The organism is Actinocrinis puniceicyclus (genome assembly GCF_018283645.1).
In the GTDB taxonomy this organism is placed as follows: domain Bacteria; phylum Actinomycetota; class Actinomycetes; order Streptomycetales; family Catenulisporaceae; genus Actinocrinis; species Actinocrinis puniceicyclus.
Window position 1 is genome coordinate 1 of the sequence record NZ_JAGSXH010000052.1, and the last position, 26,711, is coordinate 26,711.

Consider the following 26,711-nt stretch of genomic DNA (forward strand, 5'->3'; position numbering starts at 1 on the left):
GTCCGGTCGTCATCATCTCCGGTTCGCCCGTCACGGGCAGCGGGACCGTCAAGAACCCGGGTGGTTCCGCAGGCGCAGGCTCGGGGTCCGGGGCGCCCGGAAACGCGGGGGGCGCCGGCTGGACCGTCCAGCTGGTGAACTGACATGGGGCGTTCATTCAGCGCTTTCACCACGGCCGGTTACACGCAGCCGGGTGCCGGGCCGACACAGTACGGCAACCTCAGCGTAGGCGTCTCGCTGGGAAGCGCGTACCAGTGGTACTTCTCGAGCCTCGGCGCGTCGCAGCAGAGCACAGAGATCGCCAGGATGCGGGCCGCGGGCATCACCTCGGTGCGCATGGACGTCTCGTGGGACGCGGTGGAACACACGCAGGGTTCATACAACTGGAGCTACCCGGCGCTGACCGCCGCGCCCATGCTGGACGCCGGCATGAACGTCCTGATGATCTTGTTGTGGTCGCCGTCGTGGGCGCTGGCCGTCGGTAACAACCCGGCGGTGTCCGGCGATCCGTTCCCGACGATCGCGCCGACCGATTTCGCGGCGTTCTGCGGGGCTGCGGCCGCGCACTTCGGGCCGCTGGGCGTGTCGGCGTTCGAGATCTGGAACGAGCCGAATCTGGACAAGGGAGTCTCCGGCCCGCTCGGCCTCGGGTACTGTTCCCCGATCGGCTACGCGGGCCTCGCTACTGCCGCTTACAGCGCGATACACGCCGACTACGTCGCCAAGCCCGGCGGCGCGCCCACCCCGACGGTGGTGGGCGGCGCGCTGGCCGGCTGGCCCCGGCTCGACTGGTCCACGTCGCCGCGAACCGCCTCCTGGTCCGCTGTCGCAGCCGGTGCCAAGAGTGCGACCGTCACCTGCTCCAGCCCGAGCTCCACGGACCGCTATAAGCTGGTGACCGGCACTTCGGTCTCCGTCTCGCCATCCGGCACGGCCGGGCAGTGGCCGGCCGGAACCTATGTCAGTGACGTCACGTCCAGCGGCTATGTCGTCAGCCCGCCGCCCTGGATGGCCGCGTTCCCCGCGGTCGACGACTCCGGCGCATTCTCCACCACCACGGAGAACGGCGTCTTCGGACTCGGATTCGGGTATCCGCCCGACGTCTTCCTCACCCAGGCTTACGCCGCCGCGGCGGGCCGGCCGATGTTCGACGCGCTCTCCATCCATCCTTACGCGTGGTCGCTGAACTCGTTCCGCAAGCTCGACGCGGGCGCCTGGGGCATGGTGCCCGAGTTGCGTCAGATCATGATCGCGCATGGCGACGGCGCAAAACCCGTCTGGTTCACGGAACTCGGGGCGCCGACCGGACAAACGGCCGCTTCCTGGTCGGCGGCCGCGGCGAGCGCGAACCACGTGGTGTTGTACGGCGGCGCCTCGGCCGAGGACGCCGGTTGCCTCGTGGGGAACCAGGCATTTCCGCTGCACAGCTACGTCGCCTCGGTCACACCCGGCGCATCGTGGACGGTGGTCCCGCCGACGGGCCTCGCGCTGGACTACGACGGGCTGACCCAGGAAACGACCCTGGTACCAGGCACGACGATCAGCGTGCTCAGGGTCAAAGCCGCATCGGCCAACGCGAGTTCGATCACCGTGCCGGGAAACACCGCCCTCAAGGTCTGGTTCGGTGACGGCAACGGCTACAGCGGCGGCGACGGCGACGGCGACAACGGTTACGCGCTGCCGTCCATCACGATGGTCACCACGACCGATTCGTCCTCCATCGCGCCGGGCGCCGGCGCGACGCTGAACATCGAGTCGGTGACTCTGCCCACCGTGCTCAACGGCGTCATCCTCAAGTTCCCTGACAGCGGGATCGTCCAGTGCGCGACCAACCCCGTCCAGACCTGGGGCACGGCGATCCCCGCCGCCGCCGACGCGCTGCTCAACATCCTGCCGCCGGGCGTGCTCGCGACCTGGCCGCGCGGCTCGGCGGCGCCGAATGCCACAGTGGTCTCGTCGGAGGAACAGCAGGCGCTGATCGTGCCCTATTCCTACGAGTTCGTGGTCTCGGAACCGTGGCCGTTCGTGGGGCCGATGTTCGTGTACTGCTGGAGCGATACCAGTCTCGGCGGCAGCGCCGGGCCGTTCGGGCTGACCAGAGTCGACGGCACCGCCAAGCCCGCGCTCGCGGCCCTGACCGCCATCGCGCAGACCGGAGGTGCCTCGCCGGGCCTCGGCCTGCCCGGGTACACGTAAGAGGGCTTATGTCCCGCGCCGTGAAGCGCACTGATTCGTCCGGTACGGCGGGCGGCGGCGTACGCTGCCGTCTGCCACCGGGCGCGAACGAAGTCGCGAGACCGCTTGCCTCAGTAACGAAACCGTCTCGGATTGTTGAAATCAACACCGGCCCGCAGGTAAGGGGTTCGGCCCGCGCCGCGGGTGTGCGACGATGAATGCCCGCCTCGGGGGTTTCGGGAGAGTGAGCCTCCCGACGTGATCCCCCGGCCCGGACAGCGGTCGACGCGGCCCGCATCCGTTCAGCACATGAAGGCGTGCCCTGATACTGGCGGACGGTCCTCGCCGGGCGGCGGCCCGGAAGGTGAAGCAGGGGGAGAAGCGCAGCGCATGCGAATACGCGAGAGCGTCGCGGTTGCGGACGACCGGGGGTTCGACCAGCCCATCGACCCGTGGTGGCCGGACCCGGAGACCGACGACGCCGACGAGATCGATGACGCGGAAGGCGGCGCCGAGGACGCCGATCCCCGTCCCCGGACCCGGCTCAGTGTCCGGATGGCCGCGCTGCTGCCGGTGCTCCCCGTGCTCGCCGCGCAGGCGTACCTCGCATGGAAGCTGCTGTGGATCGACAACGCGTTCCTCGACGAGGCGACCTACCTCTACGCCGGCCACCAGGAGGTCGGCCATCTCGCGCACGGCACGCCGATCGCGACGTACCAGACCTTCTTCTCCGGGGCGCCGGTGCTCTACCCGGTGCTCGCCGCGCTGGTCGACGCCACGGGCGGCCTGACCGGCGCTCGGGTGCTCAGCATGATCCTGATGCTGTTGGCGACGCTCGCCGTTTATCTCACCGGCCGGCGAATGTACGGCACGCTCGCCGGCTTCTTCGCCGCGGCGCTGTTCGCCGCGCTCGGCCCCACCCTGCACCTGAGCGCGTTCGCCACCTTCGACGCGCTCGCGCTGTGCCTGCTGGCCTGGTCGACCTACTGCGTCGTGCTGTTCGCGCACGGTGACCGCCGCGACGTGCTGGTCTACGGCGCGGCCCTGATGATCCTGGCCGACTGCGTCAAGTACGCCTCGCTGCTGTGGAATCCGTTCATCATTCTGCTCGGCGGCCTGTCCGGACCCGGCTTCGCGGCGTGGAAGTGCTCCAGGTCCTGGAACCTGCAGCGGCTGGGCATGGTCACCGGGACGCTGCTGCTGCTGGCGATCATCATCGGGCGCCAGCCGTACTTCGACGGCTTCCTGTCGACCACACTCACCCGCAGTCCGAGCACGACCCCGGCCGGCGCGATCGGGACCGGCGTCGCGCACTGGATCGGCGCGCTGCTCGCCCTGGCCACCCTGGGCCTGCTGCTGATCGGGTTCCAGGCCTACCGGCACAGACTCTCGTGGGCCGAGGCGGGCACCGCGGCGGTGCTCCTGGCGGCCGGAACGGCCGCGCCGCTGAACCAGCTGCGAATACACACGCTGACCTCGCTGAACAAGCACGTCGACTTCGGTGCGCTGTTCGCGGCGGTGCTCGCCGGGGCCTTCCTCGCCCGGGTGATCGGCGCCATGCGGCTGCCCCGAACCCTACGGGCTCTCGCCGCCGCCGCCGCGCTGGCCGCCACGGTCGGGCCGATCGGCTGGTTCGGCGTCGCGCAGGCGAAGACGATGCAGGACGAGTGGCCGAACTCGACCGCGATGATCGCGGCGCTCGAACCGCTGGTGCACAAGGGCCCGGACCGCTACCTGGTCGAGGATCCCTACGTCGCGGCCTACTACATCGGCAGCCGGGTGGGCTGGAGCCAGTGGGCCGACACGTGGTCGACCGCGTTCACCGACCAGGCCACGGGCCGGCGCCTGACCGGCGTGCCCGCGTTCGAGGCGGCCATCGAGGCGCATCACTACGCGGTCATCGTGCTCAGCTTCACCGACACCGCGACCACGGACGAACAACTCGCCCCGCTGATCGGCCGGTCCGGATACAAGCTCGTGGCCAAGATCCCGCACAAGGACGCGCTCGGCAGCGGCCACTACTTCATCTGGACGTACACGGCGACCCCGTGATCCCGCGGCCCACGGCAGCGCACCCGGGGCACACGCCAGGCGCCGCCAGGCAGCGCACGAGGCTATTGGCCGACGGCGACCAGGCTCAGCTTCTTGATCCCGTCGCGGAACGCCGTCTGCGTCGCCGGGTCCGCGTCGAAGCGCCAGTCGGCCGTCGAACCGCCGCGCCCGACCTGGTACTCCGACCAGACGAAGCCGATCACGTCGGTGCGCTGCTGGACCCAGTCGAGCAGGTCCGCCGTCCAGCCGGGCTTCTGCGCGCCGGACTGGGAGCCGGTCTCGGCCAGCAGCAGCGGCTTGTTCGTGAAGGCCCTGATCTTCGCCATGGTCGGCCCGAGCAGCTGCATCGCGGTGGTCTCGTGGTCGTCGTACGCGGAAAGGCCGATCCAGTCGACGTACGCGTCACCGGGATACAGCTCGTCGAGGCTGAGCCGCGACTGGGCCCCGCGCAGGATGTTCGGCGCCCAGATCCAGATGACGTTGTTCGCCCCCGCGCGGGTGAAGATGTCGTGCACGTGCTTCCACGCGGCCACGTACGATCCGGGGGCGTTTCCGTTGACCTTCTCGCACCACGGGTACCAGTCGCCGTTCATCTCGTGTGCGAACCGGATCGCCACCGGCCACTGCTGCGCCGCCGCGGCCTGCGCGAACCTCGTGATGTAGGCGTCGTACCTGCCGCCGGTGATCTGGCTGAGCGCGTACGCGGGCTGCTTCGCCTGCGCCTTCGTGGTGCCGCCCTGCGCCCACGGCTCCCAGGTGATGACCGGCAGTTCGTCGTGCGCGTAGGAATCGGCCACGGTGGCGGCCGGGAAGTCCTGTACCCAGGTGGTGAAGGTCTCCGACATGTTCGGCGCCACGCCTCCCGCGGCCTGGGCCAGTTTGCCCACCGCCGTGCCGTTCCACGGCACGTCCGCGGCCATCACCCCGAAGTAGTTGGCCGTCGCGGCGACGAACTGCTGTTTGGTCGGCACGGTCTTGGTGGCCAGCGCCCTGGCCACCTTCGGGTCGACCTTGGTCAGGCCGCCGGTCTGCGCGGACGCGGTCGACTGCGCCTGCTGGGCGATCGCCGCCTCGTGGTACACGCCGAAGACCACCGCGCTGAGCATCGCGGTGTTCACGACCATCCATATTCGCAGGCGTGGCTTCCGGTTGGCGCGCCCGGCCTGTGCCCCGGCCGCGCCCGCGTGCACTGCCTTACGCACTGATCAACACCGAAATCGTGAGCATGATCCCTCCGAGTAGATAGGGAACGACGGCCAGCGGGTTGAAGCCGCGTTCCCCGGAGAACCCCGCCGACCGGGTGCCCCAGCCGGCATTGTGCGCGCAGCGGAAGAAGCCGAGCAGCCGTACCGGCAGCAGGATCAGTGTATTGATCATCATGAACACCGGCAGGTAGAGCAGGTCGACCGGCCGGTAGGCGAAGTGCCGGCCGAAGCGCACGGTGATCGAGACCAGGGTCAGGAACCCGGCCAGCACCATCACCAGTGGGATCGAGCGGGCAGCGTCGTCCGGCAGCGGCAGCTGGCCGTAGATCGCCGGGCGGTCCCGGTGCAGCACGAACGCCGAGATCCACGAGGTGAAGGTGCCCAGCAGCACGAACGGCACCAGGATGTCCACCGCGTAGAACAGTGCCAGGAACCGGGCCTCGCGGATCATCCACGGCATCATCCGCAGGGTGTTGTACTGCGAGCCGCGAGCCCACCGGTACTGCTGCTTGACCAGCTTCCAGACCTTCGTCGGCGCGTCGGTGTACACCAGCGAGGTCGCCTGGTACACGGTCTGATACCCGGCCATCAGCGTGTAGTTCGTCAGCGTCCGGTCGTCGCTGACCTCGAGGAAGGTACCCAGGAACTTCTCGGTGAGGAACCGCTCCATGCAGTCCACCAGGATCTGCCTGCGGAAGGCAATGGTGCGCCCGGGCAGGCAGCCGACGGTGCCGACCACGCTCATCGCGGGCATCGAGTACTCGCAGCGCACGCTTTCCAGCCAGTCCGCCCAGCGGGTGAGCACCGAGCGGGCCGGATCGAGGATCCGCTGGCGGGTGGTCACGCCTCCGATCCGGGGGTTGCGGAAGGGCTTGACCAACTCGGCCAGCGTCCGCTCGGTCCACATCGTGTCCGAGTCGACCAGCACGGCGATCTCGCCGCGGGACCGTTCGATCGCGATCCGCAGGGCGTTGCGCTTGCCGGGGACGGCGGTCCACACCCAGGTGACCCCGGCCTTCTCGCAGATCTCCTCGAGCACCTCGTTGCGCGGGCCGTTGATGACCACGATCACCTCGGTCGGCTGCTGCTCGGTGATCCGGTCCAGCACCTCGCGGAACAGGTCCTCCGGCTCGTCGACCACCGGGATGATCACCGAGGTGGTGCCGGTCCAGGCGCGCCGCCAGGGACGATAGCGGCGCAGCAGGGCGACGCGCACGATCCACAGCAGCCACACCAGGAGCATGAAGGCGGCGAACGGATAGAAGGCTCCGTCGAACCAGTAGTTGCGCAACTCCAGGAGAAATGCGAGCACTGCGAGTCCGTCCGTGTGTCCCTGCCCCGCAAGCCGCCGTCGACCCCGGCGGCATGGACCGGGCTCCCCATCGCGGCTCGTCGGTGCGCCGCCGCGCAATAGCTAATGAGTGGATGCACCCGGCGTCATCGTCGGTGGCGCACCGCATACTACTCAATGGCGCATTGCATACTACTAATGCGCCTGCGCCCGCGTGAACCCCTGGATCATGTCAGTGGGCTTGTGATGGAATCGATACCTGCTGGGGGCTTGGCGCCGGCTCGCCTTGTGTGCTGCGGTGATTCGTGTCCTGCGTTGACGGGGTGGCGGTGGCGCCCGGCCCGGGTTCGGTACGCTCCAGCAGCGTCGGCGTATGCGCAGTGCCCACCGGGGCGAATGCTTGCGAGCACAGTGGAGGGGATCGGGATGGCGGCCTGGGCACGGGGGAGGCGGAATCGGGCTTGCGCGTTGACGGCCGCCGCGATCGCACTGGCGGCGGTGGCCATCGGCGGACAAGCCGCCGCCGCGACGAGGTCGAGCGGTCCGCCGTGGTACTTCAGCGCCTTCGACATGAACGACGTGTGGAAGATCACATCCGGCGGGCAGGTCGTGGTCGCGGTGGTGTCCGGCGGCGTCGGATCGCCGGCCGGGATGCTGCAGGACGCCCTGATACCCGGCAGTGACGTGTCCTCGGACGGCGGTGCAGGCGGAACCGCCGACGTGCTGTCGGCCTACGACGGGACGCAGGTCGCCGCGCTCATCGCGGCCAAGGCGGCCTCGCCGGTGCAGGGCATGGCGCCCGGCGCGTCGATCCTTCCGGTGCGGGACATCGCCAAGGGAGAACAGTCCTCTGATGCCGCGGAGACGTCGCGGGGCATCCGCTATGCCGCAGACCACGGCGCGGCCGTCATCGTCGTCGTCGACACGGCCCCGCGGATGGACGGGTCCGTGGCCGCGGCGGTGGCCCACGCGGAGAGCAAGAACGCGATCGTCATCGCCCCCTCCGGCAACACCGGGCAGTCCGGGAACGTCGTCAACGCCGTGTGCTCGTTCGACGGCGTGCTGTGCGTCGGCGCGACCTCGCCGGACGGCAAGCGCTGGCCGAACTCGGCGTCCGGGCCGAAGATCGACCTGGCCGCGCCCGGCGTGCAGGTGACCGTGCCCACCGCCTCGGGCGGGACCAGGCTCGGCTCGAGCACCCACTACAGCGCCGCGCTGGTCGCCGCGGAGGCCGCGCTGATCCGCTCCGCGCACCCGACCTGGAGCGCCGGGCAGGTCGTGCGCGTGATGCTGCAGAACACCGACGGCGGCAGGGCCGACCACACCCGCGCCGGCGACGCGATCGGCTACGGCATCATCAAACCGTTGGCGGCGGTCAAGGCCGCTCAGCCTTCGAATACGGCGAACCCGCTCTCCACGGCCAGCGCGCGTGCGTCGAGCCCGGCCCCCGCGCCGAGCCACGCCGGCCGCACCGCGGCCGCATCCGGCTCGTCGCGCGGCTCGGGCTCCGGGAACACCCTGCTGATCGTCGGCGCGGCCCTGGGCGGCCTCGTGGTCATCGGGCTCGTGGCGTGGATCCTGCTGCGCAGTCGCAGCCGCAGACGCAACTACCTGACCGATCCGGCCTACGGCGCGGGGTACTTCGGGCAGGACCCCGGTCCGACCTCCCAGATCGGGGGATACCAGGGCTGGAACTCGCCGCCGCAGGTGCCGCCGTACCCGCCGGCCCCGGCTGCGCCGCCGCCGTTCCAGCCCGGACAGGACCCGCAGTCGTACTGGGGGTCACAACAGGCGCAGCAGGGCCAGCCGCCCCAGCCGCCGCCGGAGATGTCAGAGGCCGAAATCGGCCGTGGCTACACCCAGCCGTTCGCCGGCGAGCCGCTCGCATCGCAGCCGTGGCCGCCGGCCGGCCCGTGGGACGCGCACGGCGAACCCGGTCAGGAGCAGTTCCCGGCCCAGGATCCCGCGTCCGGGCCGGCCGCTGCGCAAGGGCCGCAGCCGGAGCACACCGGATCCGCCGTACCCGGACAGCCATCGGATCCGCAGCAGCAGCAGCAGCAGTCGCAGCAGCAGTCGCAGCAGCAGCCGCGCCAGACCCCGGGCGACTCGTCGTGACCGAGTTCGCCGTGGCGGATGAGTCGCCCTCGGATCGGAGAGTTGCGCGGCGGTCCGCCGACGAGCGAGCGCAGCCGCTGACCGGTCGGCTCCGGCGGTTCTGGCGAGCGGCCTGGCCGTCACTGCTCTACCTGATCCCCGCGGTCGCGGTGATGAACCACCTGCTGTTCCATCCGCTCTCCCAGCACAGCAGCGTGGACGGCGCCGACGAGTACCTGTTCGAGTGGGTCTACACCAGCGTCGCGCAGAATCTGGCCCATCTGCACAGTCCGATGTTCGCCACCAGCATCGACGCCACCGCCGGCGTCAATCTGATGGCGAACACCGGCATGCTGCTCGTCGCGGCCCCCTTCACGCCGATCACCCTGCTGTGGGGCGCGCCGGTGTCGATCGCGCTCGTGCTGACCCTCAACCTCGCCGCGTCGGCGGCCGCATGGCGCTGGTTCTTCAACCGCCACCTGCTCGCCGCGCAGGGCGATGGCCGGGCGGCCTCGCCGCGCACGAGGGCCGCGCTGTGCTGGATCGGCGCACTGGTGTGCGGGTTCGGCCCCGGCATGATCGCGCATACCAACGGGCACCCGAACCTGACCGCCCTGTGGCTCGTCCCGCTGCTGATCGACCGCGCGCTGCGGCTGGCCAAGCCGGTCACGCCGGTGCGCGACGGCGTCCTGCTCGGAGTGCTGGCCGCCGGGCAGATCCTGCTGACCGAGGAGATCCTGTTCCTGCTCGGGCTTGGGCTGGCCGTCTTCGTGGTGCTCTACTGCGCGCAGCGGCCGCGCGTCTTCGCGCAGGTCTGGCGCGGCGCCGCCACCGGACTGGCCGCCGCCCTGTCGACGGCCGCGGTGCTGGCCGGCTATCCGCTGTGGTTTCAGTTCAACGGCCCGCAGTCGTACGGCGCGATTCCGGACTCTCCGACGCTCTACTCGGTCAACGCCAAGACCTACCTGCTCTTCCCGGCGCATTCGATCGCCGGCGACACCGCCGCGATCAAGGCCGTGCTCAAGAGCAACACCGAGCAGGCCGCGCTCATCGGCTGGCCGCTGCTGATCCTGGTGCTGGCGGCGGCCGTCCTGCTCGCCCGGGAACTGGTGGCCCGCACCGTCGCGGCCACGCTGCTGGTCCTCGCCGTGCTCTCCTGGGGGCCGAATCCCAGGTTCGGCAGCCTGGCGCTGCCGTTCCACGGGCCCTGGTACTGGGTGCAGTCGCTGCCGCTTTTCCAGGACGCGCTGCCGATCCGGCTCAGCCTGCTGATGTTTCCGGCCGCGGTGTTCCTGTTGGCGGCGGCCGCGCTGCGGATCGTCGCGAGCGGATCGGTGCTCGTGCGCGCGGGAGCCGGCGCCGTCGCCGCCGCGGCGCTCGTCCCGTTGGTCCCGCTGCCCTTCCCGGTCAGTCCGAGAGCGCCGCTGCCCGCCTTCATCACGGCCGGGGCGTGGAGTCAGTGCCTCGCGCCCGGGCAGACCCTGGCGACCGTGCCGTTCACGGACAAGGCGCGCTGGGAACCGGTGCGCTGGGTGACCGCCGCCAACGCGGGGTTCGCCATCCCGATGGGTTCGGTATGGGTACCGGGCAAGAACGGCGACGCGCAGATGGGCCCGCAGCAGCCGGCTACCGCCACCCTGCTCGACAAGGTCGACACGACCGGCCGGATCCCGAAGATCACGGCGAAGATGCGTGCCGCGGCCCGCGCCGACCTCGCCTCGTGGCGGACGCGCTGCCTCGCCGTGCTGCCCTCGGCCGCGCACGCGCAGGCGGATGCCCGAGCCGTCACCGCGCTGCTCGGCCCGGGTCGGCTGATCGGCGGCGCCTGGACCTGGAAGATCGAGCCCTGATCCCTAAGTCGCGAGCCCTGGGCCCTGGGCCGAGATCGACCTCCTGGCTCGGGACGCTAGCCGTTCGTCCCGCCTGCCGCACGCGCGGCGCCGACCGTGTAAAGCAGTCGGCCGCCGTGTTGCTTGACCAGGCTGCGCAGCGCGCTCGCCCCGACCGGGAAGTCGACCAGCAGATGGTCGCGGCCCTGCGTCGGGTAGTTGAAGTAGACCAGGGCTTTGACGGTGGCCGGGTGCTGGTCCGCCCAGGAGAACACGAGGTCGAACACGCCACGGCGGTCGGGCTGCGGCGCGGTCGGCGCCCATTCGGCGAGCATCACCGGCTTGTCGTGCTGCTGGCTGAACGCCGCGAGCACGTCGAGCCCGTCCGCCCCGGCCAGTACCGTCGCCTCGTTGTCGGCGCTCGGATAGGTGTCGATGCCGACCCAGTCCACGTACCGGTCGCCCGGGTACCAGGCGGAAGCGGCGAGTGAGCTGAACCTGCCGGTGTTCGGCGACCACACGAAGGCCGCGTTCCCGGCGCCGGCGTCCTGGAAGACCTCCCAGACGTGTTGCCACGCCGCGACGTAGTCCGCCGGCGAGACGTAGCCGTCGCCCCACAGCCCGTACCAGGTCGCGTTCATCTCCCAGTCCAGCCGGAGGAACACCGGCCTGCCGAACGCGGCGACGGCCCGCGCCTGCCGGTACAGGTACGAGTCCCAGGCGCCCGAGACGACCTTGCCGCCGGTGAAGTCCACGCCCCACGAGACCATCGGCGCCGTGGAGGGCAGGTCGTCCACGTCGTCGAGCACCGTACTCACATCGTCGGTGCCGCCGATGTATCCGCCGAGGATCGCGGGGCGCTCGATCCCGGCCGCGGACTCGAACGCCGGAAGCGTCGCAACGCTCGACGACACGCCGAAGTAGAGTCGCCCGTTCGCGGGGATCGCCGGCCGCCCCGAGGCGCCGCCCGGGCCCGTGGAGCCGGGCGCCGGGACGTGCCCGGCGGGGCTGCTCGTGGCGGTCCGGACGGCCGTTTGCGCGGCCGAGCTGCGGCTGCCTCCCGCGATCGCCACGCAGCCGAGGCTGATCGCGACGACCAGGAAGGCGCTGAGCAGGGCCGCGAGGCGGAACCGGCGTCTGATCATGGTGGCGGTCTCGTGGAACTCTCGTGACGTCTTGAGCGGCTTCGTCGGCAGGTTCTGTCAGGAAGTCGATGTCTTACTCAAAGCCAGCCTATCGTCGCAGTATGACGCAAGGCGTGCTGGTCGGCGGCTGCGCGGTCAGCTGAGCCGCCGGGCCAACGTCAGGGTCCGAATCCCCTTGCGGAACGCGGAGAGGGTGGCCGGATCGGCGTCGAAACCCCAGTCGGTGCCGGCTCCCTGCGTGTAGGTGTACTCGAACCATACGAAGCCGAGCACGTTCGGCTGCCTCGCCAGCCAGCCGAGGAAGTCGGCGGTCCAGGCCGCCTTGTTCGAACCCGGCTGACCGCCCAGCTCGGTGAGCAGCAGCGGCTTGGCGGTGAACGCGCGCAACTGCTTCAGCGTCGGGTCGAGCAGCTGAGCCGTCGTCCGCTCGGAGACCTCGTACGCGCTCAGGCCGATCCAGTCAACGTATCGGTCTCCCGGATAAAGCCGCTTCATCGGCGTGGTCGCGCTGCGTACGATGTTCGGCGACCAGACCCAGATCACGTTGAGCGCGCCCGCCTTCTGGAACAGGTCGTGGACGTGCCGCCACGCCTCGGCGTACTGCCCGGCCGTGTTGCCGTTGACCCCCTCGGACCACGGATACCAGTCGCCGTTCATCTCGTGCGCGAAGCGGATCGCCACCGGCCACTTGACGCCCTTGACCGAGGCGGCGAACCGGGTGATGTAGGCGTCGTGGGCGCCGTCGATGATGCTCTTGAGCGTGTAAGCGGGGGCGTGGGCCGAGGTGTGACGCGCAGTGCCGCCGGCGAACGGCTGCCAGCTGAGCACCGGCAGCATGCCCTGCGCATAGGCGTTCACGATCGGCTGCGGATCGAAGTCCTTGGTCCAGTTGACGAAGTACTCCGCCATGTTCGGGGAGACCCCCGCGCTCGTCGCGATCTTCGCGCGGGCCGCGGCTTGCCACGGCACGTTGGCCGCGGCGACGCCGAAGTACTTGCCCGAGCCCGCCATGATCTGTGCTTTCGTGGGGATCACGACGCTCGCGGCGGTGGCCTTCGGCGACGCGGAACCGTTCGCCGACGTGGCGGGACGCGCCGACGGGCGCGTCCCGAAGGCGCCGAGGCCGTAGGCGAGTGCGGAGCCGACGGCAAGGCACGCGGCGAGCAGAATCACGGCCAACCGCATCCGTATGTGGATGCCCGTGTGGATGCCCGGCGTCTTCCGTTCCCGCTGCGCCACTGCGGCCCCCCCTAGCCTCTGGACTTGAGCTTGGACAGTCCGTGCAGACTAGTCGAACTCGACTACGTGTTCGTACTACAGACGTCTTCTTGACGGACATGTTGTAAGTGCGGCGAGGGCCTCGGGGGCCGGTGTGCGGCGGGACCGCGAGCCCGTCACAGCGGCGCTGTATTCGAACATCGACCTCGATGCGCCGCCGATGCGCCCCCGTGGACGTGCACGTGTGACAGGAGCCGGCCGGGCGCTGGTCGTGCGGCGACCGGTCCCGGACCGGCCCGATTTGGCCCAGGGCGTGCGGCTCCGGCATACTGTTTCAGTTGCTCGGCGAGGGATGTTTCCTTCGTCGGGCGCCCGGAGTGAAGTACCAGCCACTCGCGAAGTCTCGCCAGAAGGCGTGCCAGCTGCGCGGTGGACCTCCAGGGCCCGCGCTCATCAGCAATGGTGGCCGGCAGGGTTGTGCCCTGCTGCCGCGCACTCGTGTGCGGCAGCAGCGCGACACGCCCGACCGCGTGGGTCGGAGAAAACCGGACAGACGGCTCCGAACAGAGGCAAACCCGCACCGCGGGGGCGCCGCAGCGGTTTTACGAGTAGAAGGAATTCGAGCAGCCATGGCGGGACAGAAGATCCGCATCAGGCTCAAGGCCTACGACCACGAGGTCATCGACTCCTCGGCGCGCAAGATCGTCGAGACGGTGAGCCGCACTGGTGCGCAGGTCGCGGGCCCGGTGCCGCTGCCGACCGAGAAGAACGTGTACTGCGTCATCCGGTCGCCGCACAAGTACAAGGACTCGCGCGAGCACTTCGAGATGCGCACCCACAAGCGGCTCATCGACATCCTCGACCCGACCCCGAAGACCGTCGACTCGCTGATGCGGCTCGACCTGCCGGCCGGCGTCGACATCGAGATCAAGCTCTAAGGAACCTGCCGATCATGAGTAAGCAGATCAAGGGCCTCCTGGGCGAGAAGCTCGGCATGACGCAGGTCTGGGACGCGGACAACCGGGTCGTCCCGGTGACCGTCGTCAAGGCCGGTCCGTGCGTCGTGACCCAGGTGCGCAACACCGAGAACGACGGATACAGCGCGGTGCAGATCGCCTTCGGCGAGATCGACCCGCGCAAGGTCAACAAGCCGCGCAAGGGCCACTTCGACAAGGCCGGCGTGACCCCGCGCCGCCACCTGGTCGAGATGCGCACCGACGACGCCGCCGAGTACTCCCTCGGGCAGGAGCTCACCACCGAGGTTTTCACGGTCGGTCAGCGCATCGACGTCGTGGGCACCTCCAAGGGCAAGGGCACCGCCGGTGTCATGAAGCGGCACAACTTCCGCGGTCTGGGCGCCGCCCACGGCACCCAGCGCAAGCACCGCTCGCCGGGTTCGATCGGCGCCTGTGCCACCCCGGGACGCGTGTTCAAGGGCGTGCGCATGGCCGGCCGCATGGGCAACGCGCGGGTGACCGTGCAGAACCTGACCGTGCACGCCATCGACGCCGAGAAGGGCCTGCTGCTGATCAAGGGCGCCATTCCGGGCCCCACCGGCGGCGTCGTGCTCGTGAAGACGGCTGCTAAGGGCTGATGAGAGATGACCACTACTCTGACTGTCGATCTCCCGGCGGAGATCTTCGACGTACCGGCGAACGTGCCGCTGATCCACCAGGTCGTGGTGGCGCAGCTGGCCGCCGCGCGCCAGGGCACGCACAAGGTCAAGAACCGCGGCGAGGTCTCCGGCGGCGGTAGGAAGCCGTACCGGCAGAAGGGCACCGGCCGGGCCCGCCAGGGCTCCACCCGCGCACCGCAGTTCACCGGCGGTGGCGTGGTGCACGGCCCGGTGCCGCGCGACTACTCGCAGCGCACCCCGAAGAAGATGAAGGCGGCCGCGCTGCGCGGGGCCCTTTCCGACCGGGCGCGCCACGGCCGCGTACACGTCATCGACGCCTTCGACGTGGCCGAGAAGCCGCACACCAAGACCGCGCTGGCCGCCATCAAGGAACTGACCGACCGTAGGCACGTGCTGGTGGTGCTCGGCCGCGAGGAGAAGAACGCCTGGCTGTCCCTGCGCAACCTGCCCGAAGTGCACCTGCTGCGCGCCGACCAGCTCAACACGTACGACGTGATGGTCAGTGACGACGTGGTGTTCACCAAGGCCGGCTACGACGCGTTCGTGAACGGCCCGAAGAAGGCCGACACCGCGGCCGTCGACACCGACACGGCCGACGCCGCGGAAGGAGACGAGGCCTGATGCCCGAGTTCGACCGCTACAACGCCGCACGTGACCTGCTGGTCCGGCCGGTGGTCTCGGAGAAGAGCTACGCGCTGCTCGACGAGAACAAGTACACGTTCATCGTGCACAAGGACGCCAACAAGACGCAGATCCGCCAAGCGGTCGAGCTGCTCTTCGACGTCGAGGTCACGGGCGTGAACACGATCAACCGCAAGGGCAAGCGCAAGCGCACCCGCGCCGGCTTCGGCAAGCGCCCCGACACCCGTCGCGCCATCGTCTCGGTCGATCCGAATCCGAGGGACGCGAGCAAGAAGAGCCGGATCGACATCTTCGGGGGCCCGGTCTCCTAAGGGGATCGGACACCGAGGACACGCAGAGGAATCTGAGAAGCCATGGGCATCCGCAAGTACAAGCCGACGACCCCGGGTCGCCGCGGCGCCAGCGTTGCCGACTTCGCCGAGATCACCCGGGACTTCCCCGAGAAGTCCCTGGTGCGCCCGCTGCACTCGAAGGGCGGACGTAACGCGCAGGGTCGCGTCACGGTCCGTCACCAGGGTGGCGGCCACAAGCGCGCTTACCGTGTCATCGACTTCCGTCGGGACGACAAGGACGGCGTGCCGGCGAAGGTCGCGCACATCGAGTACGACCCCAACCGCACCGCGCGTATCGCGCTGCTGCACTACGCCGACGGCACCAAGCGCTACATCATCGCCCCGGCGCGGCTCAAGCAGGGCGACCGGGTAGAGGCCGGCCCCGACGCCGACATCAAGCCGGGCAACAACCTGCCGCTGCGCAACATCCCGACCGGTACGGTCATCCACGCCATCGAGCTGCGGCCCGGCGGCGGCGCGAAGATCGCCCGCTCGGCCGGAGCCAGCGTGCAGCTGGTCGCCAAGGACGGTCCCTACGCGCAGCTGCGCATGCCGTCCGGCGAGATCCGCAACGTCGACGCGCGCTGCCGCGCCACCGTCGGCGAGGTCGGCAACGCCGAACAGAGCAACATCAACTGGGGCAAGGCCGGCCGCATGCGGTGGAAGGGCAAGCGCCCGACCGTCCGCGGTGTCGCGATGAACCCGATCGACCACCCGCACGGCGGTGGCGAGGGCAAGACCTCCGGTGGTCGCCACCCGGTCTCGCCCTGGGGCAAGCAGGAGGGCCGCACCCGCATTCCGGGCAAGGCCAGTGACAAACTCATCGTCCGTCGTCGCAAGACGAACAAGAAGCGCTAGGAGGAGGTCGAGATGCCGCGCAGTCTGAAGAAGGGCCCCTTCGTGGACGACCATCTGCAGAAGAAGGTGGACGCCCAGAACGAGAAGGGCTCGAAGAACGTCATCAAGACGTGGTCCCGGCGCTCCATGATCGTCCCGGACATGCTGGGCCACACGATCGCGGTGCACGACGGCCGCAAGCACGTCCCGGTGTTCGTCACCGAGTCGATGGTCGGTCACAAGCTGGGCGAGTTCGCCCCGACCCGCACGTTCAAGGGTCATGTGAAGGAAGACCGGAGGTCCCGCCGTGGCTGAGAACAAGGCCAAGGACCTGCCCGAGAACCAGGCACTGGCCCAGGCCCGGCACGTGCCGATGACCCCGATGAAGGTGCGCCGGGTCGTCAACGAGGTGCGCGGGCTGCCGGTGGACCGGGCGCTGGACTACCTGAAGTTCGCGCCGTGGGCCGCCGCCGAGCCGGTGTACAAGTGCGTCGCGTCGGCCGCTGCCAACGCGCGTCACAACAAGAGCCTGTTCGGCGACCTGTACATCGCCGCGGCTTACGTGGACGAGGGCCCGACGCTCAAGCGCTTCCAGCCGCGCGCCCAGGGCCGGGCCTTCCGCATCCGCAAGCGCAGCAGCCACATCACTGTCGTGGTCGAGGAGTTCGTCCCGGCGAACGTCGGCGGCAAGAAGGGCAGGACCCGGTAATGGGCCAGAAAGTCAACCCGCACGGGTTCCGCCTCGGAATCACCACGGACTTCAAGTCGCGGTGGTACGCCGACAAGCTGTACAAGGCGTACGTCAAGGAAGACGTCGCGATCCGCAAGCTGATGACCACCGGCATGGAGCGCGCCGGGATCTCGAAGGTGGAGATCGAGCGCACCCGTGACCGCGTGCGCGTCGACATCCACACCGCCCGGCCGGGCATCGTCATCGGCCGCCGCGGCGCGGAGGCCGAGCGGATCCGCGGCGAGCTGGAGAAGCTGACCGGCAAGCAGGTGCAGCTGAACATCCTTGAGGTCAAGAACCCCGAGGTCGACGCGCAACTGGTCGCCCAGGGCGTCGCCGAGCAGCTCTCCAGCCGGGTGGCGTTCCGCCGCGCGATGCGCAAGGCGATCCAGTCGACCATGAAGGCCGGCGCCAAGGGCATCAAGGTGCAGGTCTCCGGCCGTCTCGGCGGCGCCGAGATGAGCCGGTCCGAGCAGTACCGCGAGGGCCGGGTCCCGCTGCACACACTGCGCGCGAACATCGACTACGGCTTCTACGAGGCCCGCACCACCTTCGGCCGCATCGGTGTGAAGGTGTGGATCTACAAGGGCGATGTCGCCAACCTGCGCGCGGCGCGCGAGGCCGAGGCCGCGGCGCAGCGCCAGGGCCGTCCGGCCGGCGGCCGCGACGAGCGGCGCGGCGGGGACCGTCCGCGCGGCGGGCGTCCCGGCGGCCGCGGCGAGCGTCCGGCCCGCGGCGGCGAGCGCCGTCCCGCCGAGGCCCCTGTCACCGCGGCGAGCGAGGCTCCGGCCGAGGCGCCCGCGGCAACCCACGCGGCTGAGCCGCAGGGTGTGGCACAGTCACCGAAGGAGGGCTGACCCATGCTGATCCCGCGCAGGGTCAAGCACCGCAAGCAGCACCACCCGTCCCGCTCGGGCGCGTCCAAGGGCGGCAACGAGCTGGCGTTCGGCGAGTACGGCATCCAGGCTCTGACGCCGGCGTACGTGACGAACCGCCAGATCGAGTCCGCGCGTATCGCGATCAACCGGCACATCCGCCGCGGTGGCAAGGTCTGGATCAACATCTACCCGGACCGTCCGCTGACCAAGAAGCCCGCCGAGACCCGGATGGGTTCGGGCAAGGGTTCCCCCGAATGGTGGGTGGCCAACGTGAAGCCGGGCCGCGTGCTGTTCGAGCTGTCCTTCCCGAACGAGAAGGTCGCTCGTGAGGCGCTGCTTCGCGCAACGCACAAGCTGCCGCTCAAGTGCCGCATCATCAAGCGCGAGGCAGGCGAGGTCTGATGGCGATCGGGACGAAGACGCACGAGCTGCGTGAGCTGACCGACGAGGCGCTCGCCGGCAAGCTGCGTGAGGCCAAGGAGGAGCTGTTCAACCTCCGCTTCCAGCAGGCCACCGGCCAGCTGGAGAACCACGGTCGGATGAAGGCCGTCAAGTCCGACATCGCGCGGATCTACACGATCCAGCGCGAGCGGGAGCTCGGTATCACGGACGGTGCCGAATGAGCGATGAGGTAACCAACGTGGAGAGCGCCGACGAGCGCAACCGCCGCAAGGTCCGCGAGGGCCTGGTGGTGAGCGACAAGATGGACAAGACCGTCGTCGTGGCGGTCGAGGACCGCGTCAAGCACGCGCTGTACGGCAAGGTCATGCGCCGTACCAGCAAGCTGAAGGCGCACGACGAGCAGAACGCCTGCGGTATCGGCGACCGGGTCCTGCTGATGGAGACCCGGCCGATGTCCGCGACCAAGCGCTGGCGCGTGGTCGAGATCCTCGAGAAGGCGAAGTAGTACAACCCGCACGCTCTTAACCGAGCACAGCCTCTGCGAAGAGGATGGACCGCCACCCCGCGCCGGGCGACCGGCCGGGGAGGCAGATCTCATTCAGGAGTAGAACGTGATTCAGCAGGAATCGCGGCTGCGGGTCGCCGACAACACCGGTGCTAAGGAAATCCTCTGCATTCGGGTTCTCGGTGGATCCAGCCGCCGCTATGCCGGGATCGGCGACGTCATCGTCGCCACGGTCAAGGACGCGCTGCCCGGCGCCGGCGTGAAGAAGGGCGACGTCGTCAAGGCGGTCGTCGTGCGCACCGTCAAGGAGCGCCGCCGGCCGGACGGCTCGTACATCCGTTTCGACGAGAACGCGGCCGTCCTGATCAAGGACGGCGGCGACCCGCGCGGCACCCGCATCTTCGGCCCGGTGGGCCGCGAGCTGCGTGACAAGCGGTACATGCGCATCATCTCGTTGGCCCCGGAGGTGCTGTAGCCATGGCGCACAAGATGAACATCCACAAGGGCGACCTGGTCCAGGTCATCACCGGCAAGGACAAGGGTCTTCAGGGCAAGGTCGTGCAGGCCTTCCCGGAGACCCAGAAGGTCATCGTCGAGGGTGTCAACCGGGTCAAGAAGCACGAGAAGGTCGGCCAGACCGCCCGCGGCGCCAAGACCGGCGGCATCGTGACCGTCGAGGCGCCGATCCACGTCAGCAACGTGATGCTGGTCGTGGAGCACGAGGGCAAGAAGGTCGTCACCCGGGTCGGCTACCGGCGCACGCAGCAGGAGCGCCGCCTGCCCGACGGCACCACGAAGACGGTCACGCGGTCCGTTCGGTACTCGAAGAAGACCGGTGAGGACATCTGATGACCGCTGTCGACGAGACGTCTGCCAAGGTCGCGCCCCGGCTCAAGGAGCGCTACCGCGCCGAGATCATCGGCGAGCTGCGCAAGCAGTTCGGCTACGCGAACATCATGCAGGTGCCCGGCGTCACCAAGGTGGTCGTGAACATGGGCGTCGGCGACGCCGCCCGCGACTCCAAGCTGATCGAGGGCGCGGTGCGCGACCTGACCGCGATCACCGGTCAGAAGCCGGCGATCACCAAGGCCCGCAAGTCCATCGCGCAGTTCAAGCTGCGCGAGGGCCAGCCGATCGGCACGCACGTGACCCTGCGCGGCGACCGGATGTGGGAGTTCCTGGACCGGCTGGTGTCCATCGCGCTGCCCCGTATCCGCGACTTCCGCGGCCTGTCGCCGAAGCAGTTCGACGGGAACGGGAACTACACGTTCGGCCTGAACGAGCAGTCGATGTTCCACGAGATCGACCAGGACCGCATCGACCGGGTCCGCGGCATGGACATCACCGTGGTCACCACAGCCAAGACCGACGACGAGGGCCGCGCGCTGCTCAAGCTGCTCGGCTTCCCCTTCAAGGAGGCGTGATCATGGCGAAGACCGCTCTGATCAACAAGGCCAACCGCAAGCCGAAGTTCAAGGTGCGCGGCTACACCCGGTGCCAGAAGTGCGGCCGCCCGCACTCGGTCTACCGCAAGTTCGGGCTCTGCCGCATCTGCCTGCGGACCATGGCGCACGCCGGCGAACTGCCCGGCGTGACCAAGTCCAGCTGGTAGAGCGGCGAGTCAACCCGCGAAGACGAGCCTGGTGACTGGTCGGGACCATCCGTCCCGACCGGTTACCATGGAACGAAAGACGTGGGCGCGGCGCCGGCCGTAAGTGTGTCAGTCACACCGGTCGGCGCCTCGCCACGATGGGCGCTCTAGCGAAAGCGAGTCCGTCGGTACTCCCCCCGCCCTGACCGGCGCCGGGGAAAGGCCGACTGCTGGTTACCCCAACCAGGCGCCTTGCACTGTCACTACGACGCCGTAGGTCCCCTCGGCGAATCCAAGGCACCTGGTCGCTGTGTTTTCAGCGCCGCGTGCCCGGCGACGCGCCTGAGGCGGAAACCGCGGTGGGAAGGCCGAAGGCCCACCTATGACCATGACCGACCCGATCGCAGACATGCTCACCCGTCTGCGCAACGGCAACGCGGCGTACCACGACACGGTCTCCATGCCGTACTCCAAGCTCAAGGCCCGGATCGCCGAGATCCTCCAGCAGGAGGGCTACATCGCCTCCTACAAGGCCGAGGAGCTGCAGGTCGGCAAGAACCTGATCATCACGCTGAAGTACGGCCCGAACCGCGAGCGGTCGATCGCCGGCATCAAGCGCATTTCCAAGCCTGGTCTGCGTGTCTACGCGAAGTCCACCGGCCTGCCGAGGGTGCTCGGCGGCCTGGGTATCGCCATCATCTCCTCGTCCTCCGGTCTGCTCACGGACCGTCAGGCCGCCAAGAAGGGCGTGGGCGGGGAAGTCCTCGCCTACGTCTGGTAATCCGGAAGGGAGGCAACAGCCATGTCACGTATCGGACGGCTGCCCATCCCGGTTCCGGCCGGCGTTGAGGTCAGCATCAGCGGGCGCGAGATCACGGTGAAGGGCCCCAAGGGCACCCTGAGCCACACCATCGTCGCCCCGATCGAGGTCGAGAAGGCACAGGACGGCACCCTGCAGGTGACCCGTCCCAACGACGAGCGCGCAGCCAAGGAGCGGCACGGCCTGACCCGTACGCTCGTCAACAACATGATCGTCGGAGTGACCGCGGGATACTCCAAGACCCTGGAGATCTCCGGAGTCGGCTACCGCGTGCAGGCCAAGGGCTCGGACCTGGAGTTCGCGCTCGGCTACTCGCACCCGATCACGATCACCGCCCCGGAGGGCATCAGCTTCCGGGTGGAGGCCCCGACCCGCTTCGTGGTCTCGGGCATCGACAAGCAGAAGGTCGGCGAAGTCGCGGCGAACATTCGCAAGCTGCGCAAGCCGGATCCGTACAAGGCCAAGGGCGTGCGGTACCAGGGCGAGGTCATCCGCCGCAAGGTCGGAAAGGCCGGTAAGTAGCCATGCCGTACAGCGTGAAGATCGCCAAGGGCGACGCGAAGAAGGCCGTGGCGCGCAAGCGCCGCCACCTGCGCGTGCGCAAGCGGGTCAACGGCACCGCGGAGCGTCCGCGTCTGGTCGTGACCCGGTCCAACCGGCACATCGTGGCGCAGGTCGTCAACGACAAGCTCGGCCACACGCTCGCGTCCGCCTCCACCCTGGAGAGCTCGCTGCGCACCGCCGACGGCACCAAGTCGGACCTGTCCCGTGAGGTCGGCAAGCTGGTGGGGGAGCGGGCCAAGGCGGCCGGCGTCTCCACGGTCGTCTTCGACCGGGCCGGCTACAAGTACCACGGGCGGATCGCCGCGGTCGCCGACGGCGCCCGCGAGGCGGGGCTGGAGTTCTGATGTACCACACCCAGAGCAGTGAATCGACACAGTGCAGTGAAATGAGGGATTCCTGATGCCTCCCCAGCAGCGTCGCGGAGGCGGCGCCGGTGGCGGCCGCGGTGGCGAGGGTGGCGAGCGTCGGGAACGCCGCGACCGTCGCAACCAGGATGCCGCGCCCGCAGCCGAGAAGACCGCGTACGTCGAGCGGGTCGTGACCATCAACCGGGTCGCCAAGGTCGTCAAGGGCGGCCGGCGGTTCAGCTTCACCGCCCTGGTCGTCGTCGGAGACGGCGACGGCACGGTCGGTGTGGGCTACGGCAAGGCCAAGGAGGTGCCCGCGGCGATCGCCAAGGGCGTCGAGGAGGCCAAGAAGCACTTCTTCAAGGTGCCGCGGATCCAGGGCACCGTTCCGCACCCGATCATCGGCGAGGACGCGGCCGGCGTGGTGCTGCTCAAGCCCGCATCGGCCGGTACCGGCGTCATCGCCGGCGGCCCGGTTCGCGCGGTGCTCGAATGCGCCGGCGTGCACGACGTGCTGTCCAAGTCGCTCGGCTCGGACAACCCGATCAACATCGTGCACGCCACGGTGGCCGCGCTCAAGGGCCTGGTGCGGCCCGAGGAGATCGCCGCCCGCCGGGGCCTGCCGCTGGAGGACGTGGCTCCGGCCGCGCTGCTGCGCGCCCGCGCGGGAGTGGGGTCGTGACATGGCGAAGCTGAAGGTCACGCAGGTCCGCTCGAAGATCGGCACGAAGCAGAACCACCGCGAGACGCTGCGGTCGCTCGGCCTCAAGCGGATCAACCACTCGGTGATCAAGGAGGACCGCCCGGAGATCCGCGGCATGGTCCACACCGTCCGCCACCTCGTCGTGGTTGAGGAGGTCGAGGACTGATGTCCGAAGAGAAGCAGTCCACGGGCGCGCGCCCGTCGAAGCACGTGCTCAAGGTCCACCACCTGCGGCCCGCCCCGGGCGCCAAGACCGCCAAGACCCGGGTCGGCCGCGGTGAGGGCTCGAAGGGTAAGACCGCGGGCCGCGGTACCAAGGGCACCAAGGCGCGTTACCAGGTTCCCGACCGCTTCGAGGGCGGCCAGATGCCGCTGCACATGCGGCTGCCGAAGCTCAAGGGCTTCAAGAACCGGTTCCGCGTCGAGTACCAGGTGGTCAACCTGGCCAAGCTCGCCGAGCTGTACCCGCAGGGCGGGGAGGTCACCAAGGACGACCTGGTCGCCAAGGGCGCGGTGCGCAAGAACGAACTGGTCAAGGTGCTCGGCACCGGGGATATCTCGGTGGCGCTGAACGTCAAGGTGGACGCCTACTCGGCCTCCGCCAAGGAGAAGATCACCGCCGCCGGAGGCTCCGTCGAGGAGCTGTAGCAGCGTTCGAAGGCCCGTCTCCGTATGCCGGAGGCGGGCCTTCGAGCCTCCCGAGTATCGCTTTGCCGCGCCCTCTTTGCGTAAGATGGCGCGAGCCGAGCGTTGCCCGGCTGTTCAGTCTTGTCTCTGAACAGACCCAACCGTCACACGAACCGTCGGGCGCCGCACGGCCCGGCGGGGTAGCGCAGGAGGAACTGTGCTCACTGCCTTTGCCCGGGCCTTCCGCACGCCGGACCTGCGCAACAAGCTGCTCTTCACGCTCGGAGTCATGTTCCTGTTCCGAATGGGGTCGCACATCCCCGTTCCGGGCGTGGACAGCGCCACGATCCGTTCCTGTGTCTCCGGCGCCGGGTCGAGCAGCGGCCTGGGCCTGATCAACCTGTTCTCCGGTGGCGCGCTGCTGCAACTTTCAGTGTTCGCGCTCGGCATCATGCCGTACATCACCGCGTCGATCATCCTGCAGCTGCTGACCGTGGTGATCCCGCGGCTGGACACCCTCAAGAAGGAGGGGCAGGCCGGCCAGGCGAAGATCACCCAGTACACGCGGTACCTGACCATCGGCCTGGCGATCCTCCAGTCGACCGGTCTGATCGCGACCGCGAAGTACGGCCCGCAGAACCTGATCAACGGCTGCACGCAGCAGATCATCTACCCGAACGTGGACACCAAGGCCATGGTGATCATGGTCGCCGTGATGGTGTCCGGCACCTCGATCATCATGTGGCTCGGCGAGCTGATCACTGACCGCGGCGTCGGCAACGGCATGTCCCTGCTGATCTTCACCTCGATCGCCTCGGGCTTCCCGGGCTCGCTGTGGGGCATCAAGGAGACTTCCAAGCTCGGCGGCGGCTGGGTGGTCTTCCTCGGCATCATCGCGATGGGCATGGTGCTGGTCGGCTTCGTGGTGTTCATCGAGCAGGGCCAGCGGCGCATCCCGGTGCAGTACGCCAAGAAGCAGGTCGGCCGGCGCATGTACGGCGGCTCCTCGACCTACATCCCGATCAAGGTGAACCAGGCCGGCGTCATCCCGGTCATCTTCGCCTCGTCGCTGCTGCAACTGCCGGTGCTGGTCGCGCAGTTCGCCGACCCCAACGGCAAGCACCACTGGTCGGTGTGGCTGCGCAACGAGCTGGGAATGACGAACAACGGCTACTCGCTGTACTACTCGGTGGCCTACTTCCTGCTGATCCTGTTCTTCGCCTTCTTCTACGTCGCGATCACGTTTAACCCGGACGAGGTTGCGGACAATATGAAGAAGTACGGCGGCTTCATCCCGGGCATCCGCGCGGGCAAGCCGACCGCCGAATACCTGAACTACATCCTGAGCCGGATCACCTGGCCCGGTGCCCTCTACCTGGCGCTGATCTCGATCATCCCGATGATCGCACTGGCCGAGTTCCACACAGGCGGCAAGTTCCCCTTCGGCGGTACCTCGATTCTGATCATCGTGGGCGTCGGCCTGGAGACGGTCAAGCAGATCGAGAGCCAGTTGCAGCAGCACAACTACGAAGGGTTCCTGCGCTAGATGCGTATCGTGCTGGTCGGTCCCCCAGGTGCGGGAAAGGGGACCCAGGCCAAGATCATCGCCGGGCGGCTGGCCATCCCGGCGATCTCGACCGGGGACATCTTCCGCGCCAACGTCGGGGCAGGCACGCCGCTGGGCCTGGAGGCCAAGGGCTACATGGACCGCGGTGCGCTGGTCCCGGACTCCATCACGATCAGCATGGTGCGCAACCGCCTGGCCGAGCCGGACGTCACCGGCGGCTTCCTGCTCGACGGCTTCCCGCGCAACGTGGCGCAGGCCGAGGAGCTTGAGGCGATCCTGATCGCGCTGGGCGCGAAGCTGGACGTGGTGCTGGAACTCGTCGTGGACAACGACGAGGTGGTCAAGCGGATCGCCGGGCGCCGGCTGTGCCGCAACGACTCGACGCACATCTTCCACACGGACTTCAACCCGCCGAGCGTGCCGGGCGTGTGTGACGTGTGCGGCGGCGAGTTGTACCAGCGCGACGACGACAAAGAGGAGACGGTCCGCGAGCGGCTGGACGTGTACGTCCGGGAGACGGCGCCGATCGTCGGCTTCTACGCGGAGCGTGGCCTGCTCGCCAGCATCGACGCCATGGGCGCCCTGGACCAGATCACCGAGCGGGCGCTGGCCGTCCTCAGTGACCGTTGAGCCGCGTACCGAAAATCGCACCCATGGTTGAGCTGAAGACCGAAGAACAGTTCGCGCTGATGCGTGAGGCCGGGCTGGTGGTCGCCCGCACGCTGGAACTGCTGCGCGGCGAGGTCAAGGACGGGGTCACGACGGCGCGGCTGGACGCGCTGGCCGAGGACTCGATCCGCTCGCAGGGCGCCGTACCCTCGTTCAAGGGCTACGGTGGCGGGCACGGCGCGCCGGCGTTCCCCGGGGTGATCTGCGCCTCGATCAATCACGAGATCGTGCACGGCATCCCCGGCGACCAGGTGGTGCGTGACGGCGACATCGTCTCGATCGACTGCGGCGCGATCTACCAGGGCTGGCACGGTGACGCGGCGATCACGGTGGCCTGCGGCGGGATCGACCCGGCGCTGGCCGAGTTGATGCGCGTCACCGAGGAGTCGATGTGGCAGGGCATCGCCGCGATCAAGGACGGCGACCGGCTCAACAACATCGGCCGTGCGATCCAGTCCTACGTGCGCAAGCAGGGCTTGTACGGCATCGTCGAGGGCTACGGCGGGCATGGCATCGGCTCGCAGATGCACATGGACCCGCTGGTCTTCAACCACCGCACCATGGATCGCGGTCCGCGGATGCAGGTCGGCATGGCGTTGGCGATCGAGCCGATGCTGACGCTCGGCCACAAGCAGACCGTGGAACTCGACGACGGCTGGACCGTGGTGACCAGGGACGGATCGAGCGCCGCGCATTTCGAGCACACGGTCGCGCTCACCGCGCAGGGCCTGTGGGTGACCACGGCCTTCGACGGGGGCAAGGAACGGCTGGCCGCGCTCGGCGTGCCCGCGCATCCCTGATCACCGGGCCGGCGCCCGGTCGCCGATCCCTGATCGCCGGGCGGCTCGCGTT

Annotated in this window: 32 protein-coding genes; 28 read left to right on the plus strand and 4 right to left on the minus strand. The window is 69.1% G+C overall.

Annotated features, from left to right (window positions below; translation table 11 throughout):
* The first annotated feature begins 144 nt into the window (after positions 1–144).
* Positions 145–2,196: a hypothetical protein gene (locus KGA66_RS15600; RefSeq protein WP_211468847.1), complete on the plus strand. Its 2,052-nt coding sequence runs from the start codon at positions 145–147 to the stop codon at positions 2,194–2,196.
* A gap of 369 nt (positions 2,197–2,565) precedes the next feature.
* Entirely contained in the window at positions 2,566–4,227 is a 1,662-nt protein-coding gene (locus KGA66_RS15605; protein ID WP_211468848.1) for a glycosyltransferase family 39 protein, read from the plus strand.
* Between the two features lie 62 nt (positions 4,228–4,289).
* Here the strand turns inward: KGA66_RS15605 and KGA66_RS15610 are convergent, their stop codons facing one another.
* Positions 4,290–5,345 carry a glycoside hydrolase family 26 protein gene (locus KGA66_RS15610; RefSeq protein ID WP_211468849.1) on the minus strand — a complete coding sequence of 352 codons (1,056 nt, stop codon included), beginning with the start codon at positions 5,343–5,345 and terminating at the stop codon, positions 4,290–4,292.
* A gap of 76 nt (positions 5,346–5,421) precedes the next feature.
* Positions 5,422–6,744 carry a glycosyltransferase family 2 protein gene (locus tag KGA66_RS15615; RefSeq protein ID WP_211468850.1) on the minus strand — a complete coding sequence of 441 codons (1,323 nt, stop codon included), beginning with the start codon at positions 6,742–6,744 and terminating at the stop codon, positions 5,422–5,424.
* A gap of 447 nt (positions 6,745–7,191) precedes the next feature.
* Here KGA66_RS15615 and KGA66_RS15620 point away from each other — a divergent pair, with 447 nt between their 5' ends.
* Together KGA66_RS15620 and KGA66_RS15625 are read left to right on the plus strand one after the other, a co-directional pair.
* Positions 7,192–8,838, plus strand: coding sequence for a S8 family peptidase (locus tag KGA66_RS15620; protein WP_211468851.1), 1,647 nt, complete (start codon positions 7,192–7,194; stop codon positions 8,836–8,838).
* Positions 8,835–10,667, plus strand: coding sequence for a hypothetical protein (locus KGA66_RS15625; protein ID WP_211468852.1), 1,833 nt, complete (start codon positions 8,835–8,837; stop codon positions 10,665–10,667). The genes KGA66_RS15620 and KGA66_RS15625 overlap by 4 nt, the downstream gene beginning before the upstream one ends.
* A gap of 56 nt (positions 10,668–10,723) precedes the next feature.
* On the opposite strand, the gene KGA66_RS15630 is transcribed toward KGA66_RS15625, so the two are convergent.
* Together KGA66_RS15630 and KGA66_RS31635 are read right to left on the minus strand one after the other, a co-directional pair.
* Complete coding sequence (locus tag KGA66_RS15630) at positions 10,724–11,791, minus strand: glycoside hydrolase family 26 protein (protein ID WP_211468853.1); 1,068 nt, start codon at positions 11,789–11,791, stop codon at positions 10,724–10,726.
* 135 nt (positions 11,792–11,926) lie between these two features.
* Positions 11,927–13,030 (minus strand): glycoside hydrolase family 26 protein, encoded by a 1,104-nt coding sequence (locus KGA66_RS31635; protein ID WP_211468854.1) that lies wholly within the window; start codon positions 13,028–13,030, stop codon positions 11,927–11,929.
* A 608-nt stretch (positions 13,031–13,638) separates the two neighbouring features.
* Between KGA66_RS31635 and rpsJ the strand changes: the two genes are divergently transcribed.
* The 24 genes from rpsJ to map all read left to right on the plus strand — a co-directional run bounded on the left by rpsJ (position 13,639) and on the right by map (position 26,659).
* Entirely contained in the window at positions 13,639–13,947 is a 309-nt protein-coding gene (gene rpsJ, locus KGA66_RS15640) for a 30S ribosomal protein S10 (RefSeq protein WP_034266131.1), read from the plus strand.
* A 14-nt stretch (positions 13,948–13,961) separates the two neighbouring features.
* Positions 13,962–14,603 carry a 50S ribosomal protein L3 gene (gene rplC / locus KGA66_RS15645; protein WP_211468855.1) on the plus strand — a complete coding sequence of 214 codons (642 nt, stop codon included), beginning with the start codon at positions 13,962–13,964 and terminating at the stop codon, positions 14,601–14,603.
* A gap of 6 nt (positions 14,604–14,609) precedes the next feature.
* Entirely contained in the window at positions 14,610–15,266 is a 657-nt protein-coding gene (gene rplD, locus KGA66_RS15650) for a 50S ribosomal protein L4 (RefSeq protein ID WP_211468856.1), read from the plus strand.
* A complete protein-coding gene (gene rplW, locus KGA66_RS15655) occupies positions 15,266–15,598 on the plus strand; it encodes a 50S ribosomal protein L23 (RefSeq protein ID WP_211468857.1) in 333 nt (110 codons plus the stop codon). Before rplD ends, rplW begins: the two co-directional genes overlap by 1 nt.
* A gap of 42 nt (positions 15,599–15,640) precedes the next feature.
* A complete protein-coding gene (gene rplB, locus KGA66_RS15660) occupies positions 15,641–16,477 on the plus strand; it encodes a 50S ribosomal protein L2 (protein ID WP_211468858.1) in 837 nt (278 codons plus the stop codon).
* A 12-nt stretch (positions 16,478–16,489) separates the two neighbouring features.
* Positions 16,490–16,771: a 30S ribosomal protein S19 gene (rpsS, locus tag KGA66_RS15665; RefSeq protein WP_211468859.1), complete on the plus strand. Its 282-nt coding sequence runs from the start codon at positions 16,490–16,492 to the stop codon at positions 16,769–16,771.
* Positions 16,764–17,165 (plus strand): 50S ribosomal protein L22, encoded by a 402-nt coding sequence (gene rplV, locus KGA66_RS15670; RefSeq protein ID WP_211468860.1) that lies wholly within the window; start codon positions 16,764–16,766, stop codon positions 17,163–17,165. The genes rpsS and rplV overlap by 8 nt, the downstream gene beginning before the upstream one ends.
* Complete coding sequence (gene rpsC / locus KGA66_RS15675) at positions 17,165–18,043, plus strand: 30S ribosomal protein S3 (RefSeq protein ID WP_211468861.1); 879 nt, start codon at positions 17,165–17,167, stop codon at positions 18,041–18,043. The genes rplV and rpsC overlap by 1 nt, the downstream gene beginning before the upstream one ends.
* A gap of 3 nt (positions 18,044–18,046) precedes the next feature.
* Positions 18,047–18,466, plus strand: a complete 420-nt coding sequence (rplP, locus tag KGA66_RS15680; protein ID WP_211468862.1) for a 50S ribosomal protein L16 — start codon at positions 18,047–18,049, stop codon at positions 18,464–18,466.
* Positions 18,466–18,687, plus strand: coding sequence for a 50S ribosomal protein L29 (gene rpmC / locus KGA66_RS15685; RefSeq protein WP_211468863.1), 222 nt, complete (start codon positions 18,466–18,468; stop codon positions 18,685–18,687). The genes rplP and rpmC overlap by 1 nt, the downstream gene beginning before the upstream one ends.
* Positions 18,684–18,971, plus strand: a complete 288-nt coding sequence (gene rpsQ, locus KGA66_RS15690) for a 30S ribosomal protein S17 (RefSeq protein WP_211468864.1) — start codon at positions 18,684–18,686, stop codon at positions 18,969–18,971. Before rpmC ends, rpsQ begins: the two co-directional genes overlap by 4 nt.
* 106 nt (positions 18,972–19,077) lie before the next feature.
* Positions 19,078–19,446: a 50S ribosomal protein L14 gene (gene rplN, locus KGA66_RS15695; protein ID WP_034266103.1), complete on the plus strand. Its 369-nt coding sequence runs from the start codon at positions 19,078–19,080 to the stop codon at positions 19,444–19,446.
* Positions 19,447–19,460: 14 nt separating this feature from the next.
* Positions 19,461–19,820 carry a 50S ribosomal protein L24 gene (rplX, locus tag KGA66_RS15700; RefSeq protein WP_211468892.1) on the plus strand — a complete coding sequence of 120 codons (360 nt, stop codon included), beginning with the start codon at positions 19,461–19,463 and terminating at the stop codon, positions 19,818–19,820.
* Positions 19,820–20,395 (plus strand): 50S ribosomal protein L5, encoded by a 576-nt coding sequence (gene rplE, locus KGA66_RS15705; protein ID WP_211468865.1) that lies wholly within the window; start codon positions 19,820–19,822, stop codon positions 20,393–20,395. Before rplX ends, rplE begins: the two co-directional genes overlap by 1 nt.
* A gap of 2 nt (positions 20,396–20,397) precedes the next feature.
* Positions 20,398–20,583, plus strand: a complete 186-nt coding sequence (locus KGA66_RS15710; protein WP_211468866.1) for a type Z 30S ribosomal protein S14 — start codon at positions 20,398–20,400, stop codon at positions 20,581–20,583.
* Positions 20,584–20,944: 361 nt separating this feature from the next.
* Entirely contained in the window at positions 20,945–21,343 is a 399-nt protein-coding gene (gene rpsH / locus KGA66_RS15715; RefSeq protein WP_211468867.1) for a 30S ribosomal protein S8, read from the plus strand.
* A gap of 21 nt (positions 21,344–21,364) precedes the next feature.
* Positions 21,365–21,904: a 50S ribosomal protein L6 gene (gene rplF, locus KGA66_RS15720; protein ID WP_211468868.1), complete on the plus strand. Its 540-nt coding sequence runs from the start codon at positions 21,365–21,367 to the stop codon at positions 21,902–21,904.
* Positions 21,905–21,906: 2 nt separating this feature from the next.
* Positions 21,907–22,290 carry a 50S ribosomal protein L18 gene (gene rplR / locus KGA66_RS15725; RefSeq protein ID WP_211468869.1) on the plus strand — a complete coding sequence of 128 codons (384 nt, stop codon included), beginning with the start codon at positions 21,907–21,909 and terminating at the stop codon, positions 22,288–22,290.
* Between the two features lie 55 nt (positions 22,291–22,345).
* Positions 22,346–22,975, plus strand: a complete 630-nt coding sequence (gene rpsE / locus KGA66_RS15730) for a 30S ribosomal protein S5 (protein ID WP_211468870.1) — start codon at positions 22,346–22,348, stop codon at positions 22,973–22,975.
* 1 nt (position 22,976) lies between these two features.
* Positions 22,977–23,162, plus strand: coding sequence for a 50S ribosomal protein L30 (rpmD, locus tag KGA66_RS15735; RefSeq protein WP_211468871.1), 186 nt, complete (start codon positions 22,977–22,979; stop codon positions 23,160–23,162).
* On the plus strand, positions 23,162–23,644 hold the full coding sequence (gene rplO / locus KGA66_RS15740) for a 50S ribosomal protein L15 (protein WP_211468872.1): 483 nt from the start codon (positions 23,162–23,164) through the stop codon (positions 23,642–23,644). The genes rpmD and rplO overlap by 1 nt, the downstream gene beginning before the upstream one ends.
* A 196-nt stretch (positions 23,645–23,840) precedes the next feature.
* A complete protein-coding gene (gene secY, locus KGA66_RS15745; RefSeq protein WP_211468873.1) occupies positions 23,841–25,169 on the plus strand; it encodes a preprotein translocase subunit SecY in 1,329 nt (442 codons plus the stop codon).
* Complete coding sequence (locus KGA66_RS15750) at positions 25,170–25,820, plus strand: adenylate kinase (RefSeq protein WP_211468874.1); 651 nt, start codon at positions 25,170–25,172, stop codon at positions 25,818–25,820.
* A gap of 23 nt (positions 25,821–25,843) precedes the next feature.
* Positions 25,844–26,659: a type I methionyl aminopeptidase gene (gene map / locus KGA66_RS15755; RefSeq protein ID WP_211468875.1), complete on the plus strand. Its 816-nt coding sequence runs from the start codon at positions 25,844–25,846 to the stop codon at positions 26,657–26,659.
* The last annotated feature ends 52 nt before the right edge of the window (positions 26,660–26,711 follow it).

What these genes read in the sequence shown, in the direction of transcription:
- KGA66_RS15600 (WP_211468847.1), top strand. Translation starts at nt 145, where the DNA reads ATGGGGCGTTCATTCAGCGCTTTCACCACGGCCGGTTACACGCAGCCG.
- KGA66_RS15605 (WP_211468848.1), top strand. Translation starts at nt 2,566, where the DNA reads ATGCGAATACGCGAGAGCGTCGCGGTTGCGGACGACCGGGGGTTCGAC.
- KGA66_RS15630 (WP_211468853.1), bottom strand. Translation starts at nt 11,791, where the DNA reads ATGATCAGACGCCGGTTCCGCCTCGCGGCCCTGCTCAGCGCCTTCCTG.
- rpsJ (WP_034266131.1), top strand. Translation starts at nt 13,639, where the DNA reads ATGGCGGGACAGAAGATCCGCATCAGGCTCAAGGCCTACGACCACGAG.
- rplC (WP_211468855.1), top strand. Translation starts at nt 13,962, where the DNA reads ATGAGTAAGCAGATCAAGGGCCTCCTGGGCGAGAAGCTCGGCATGACG.
- rplD (WP_211468856.1), top strand. Translation starts at nt 14,610, where the DNA reads ATGACCACTACTCTGACTGTCGATCTCCCGGCGGAGATCTTCGACGTA.
- rplW (WP_211468857.1), top strand. Translation starts at nt 15,266, where the DNA reads ATGCCCGAGTTCGACCGCTACAACGCCGCACGTGACCTGCTGGTCCGG.
- rplB (WP_211468858.1), top strand. Translation starts at nt 15,641, where the DNA reads ATGGGCATCCGCAAGTACAAGCCGACGACCCCGGGTCGCCGCGGCGCC.
- rpsS (WP_211468859.1), top strand. Translation starts at nt 16,490, where the DNA reads ATGCCGCGCAGTCTGAAGAAGGGCCCCTTCGTGGACGACCATCTGCAG.
- rpsC (WP_211468861.1), top strand. Translation starts at nt 17,165, where the DNA reads ATGGGCCAGAAAGTCAACCCGCACGGGTTCCGCCTCGGAATCACCACG.
- rplP (WP_211468862.1), top strand. Translation starts at nt 18,047, where the DNA reads ATGCTGATCCCGCGCAGGGTCAAGCACCGCAAGCAGCACCACCCGTCC.
- rpmC (WP_211468863.1), top strand. Translation starts at nt 18,466, where the DNA reads ATGGCGATCGGGACGAAGACGCACGAGCTGCGTGAGCTGACCGACGAG.
- rpsQ (WP_211468864.1), top strand. Translation starts at nt 18,684, where the DNA reads ATGAGCGATGAGGTAACCAACGTGGAGAGCGCCGACGAGCGCAACCGC.
- rplX (WP_211468892.1), top strand. Translation starts at nt 19,461, where the DNA reads ATGAACATCCACAAGGGCGACCTGGTCCAGGTCATCACCGGCAAGGAC.
- rplE (WP_211468865.1), top strand. Translation starts at nt 19,820, where the DNA reads ATGACCGCTGTCGACGAGACGTCTGCCAAGGTCGCGCCCCGGCTCAAG.
- KGA66_RS15710 (WP_211468866.1), top strand. Translation starts at nt 20,398, where the DNA reads ATGGCGAAGACCGCTCTGATCAACAAGGCCAACCGCAAGCCGAAGTTC.
- rpsH (WP_211468867.1), top strand. Translation starts at nt 20,945, where the DNA reads ATGACCATGACCGACCCGATCGCAGACATGCTCACCCGTCTGCGCAAC.
- rplF (WP_211468868.1), top strand. Translation starts at nt 21,365, where the DNA reads ATGTCACGTATCGGACGGCTGCCCATCCCGGTTCCGGCCGGCGTTGAG.
- rplR (WP_211468869.1), top strand. Translation starts at nt 21,907, where the DNA reads ATGCCGTACAGCGTGAAGATCGCCAAGGGCGACGCGAAGAAGGCCGTG.
- rpsE (WP_211468870.1), top strand. Translation starts at nt 22,346, where the DNA reads ATGCCTCCCCAGCAGCGTCGCGGAGGCGGCGCCGGTGGCGGCCGCGGT.
- rpmD (WP_211468871.1), top strand. Translation starts at nt 22,977, where the DNA reads ATGGCGAAGCTGAAGGTCACGCAGGTCCGCTCGAAGATCGGCACGAAG.
- rplO (WP_211468872.1), top strand. Translation starts at nt 23,162, where the DNA reads ATGTCCGAAGAGAAGCAGTCCACGGGCGCGCGCCCGTCGAAGCACGTG.
- KGA66_RS15750 (WP_211468874.1), top strand. Translation starts at nt 25,170, where the DNA reads ATGCGTATCGTGCTGGTCGGTCCCCCAGGTGCGGGAAAGGGGACCCAG.
- map (WP_211468875.1), top strand. Translation starts at nt 25,844, where the DNA reads ATGGTTGAGCTGAAGACCGAAGAACAGTTCGCGCTGATGCGTGAGGCC.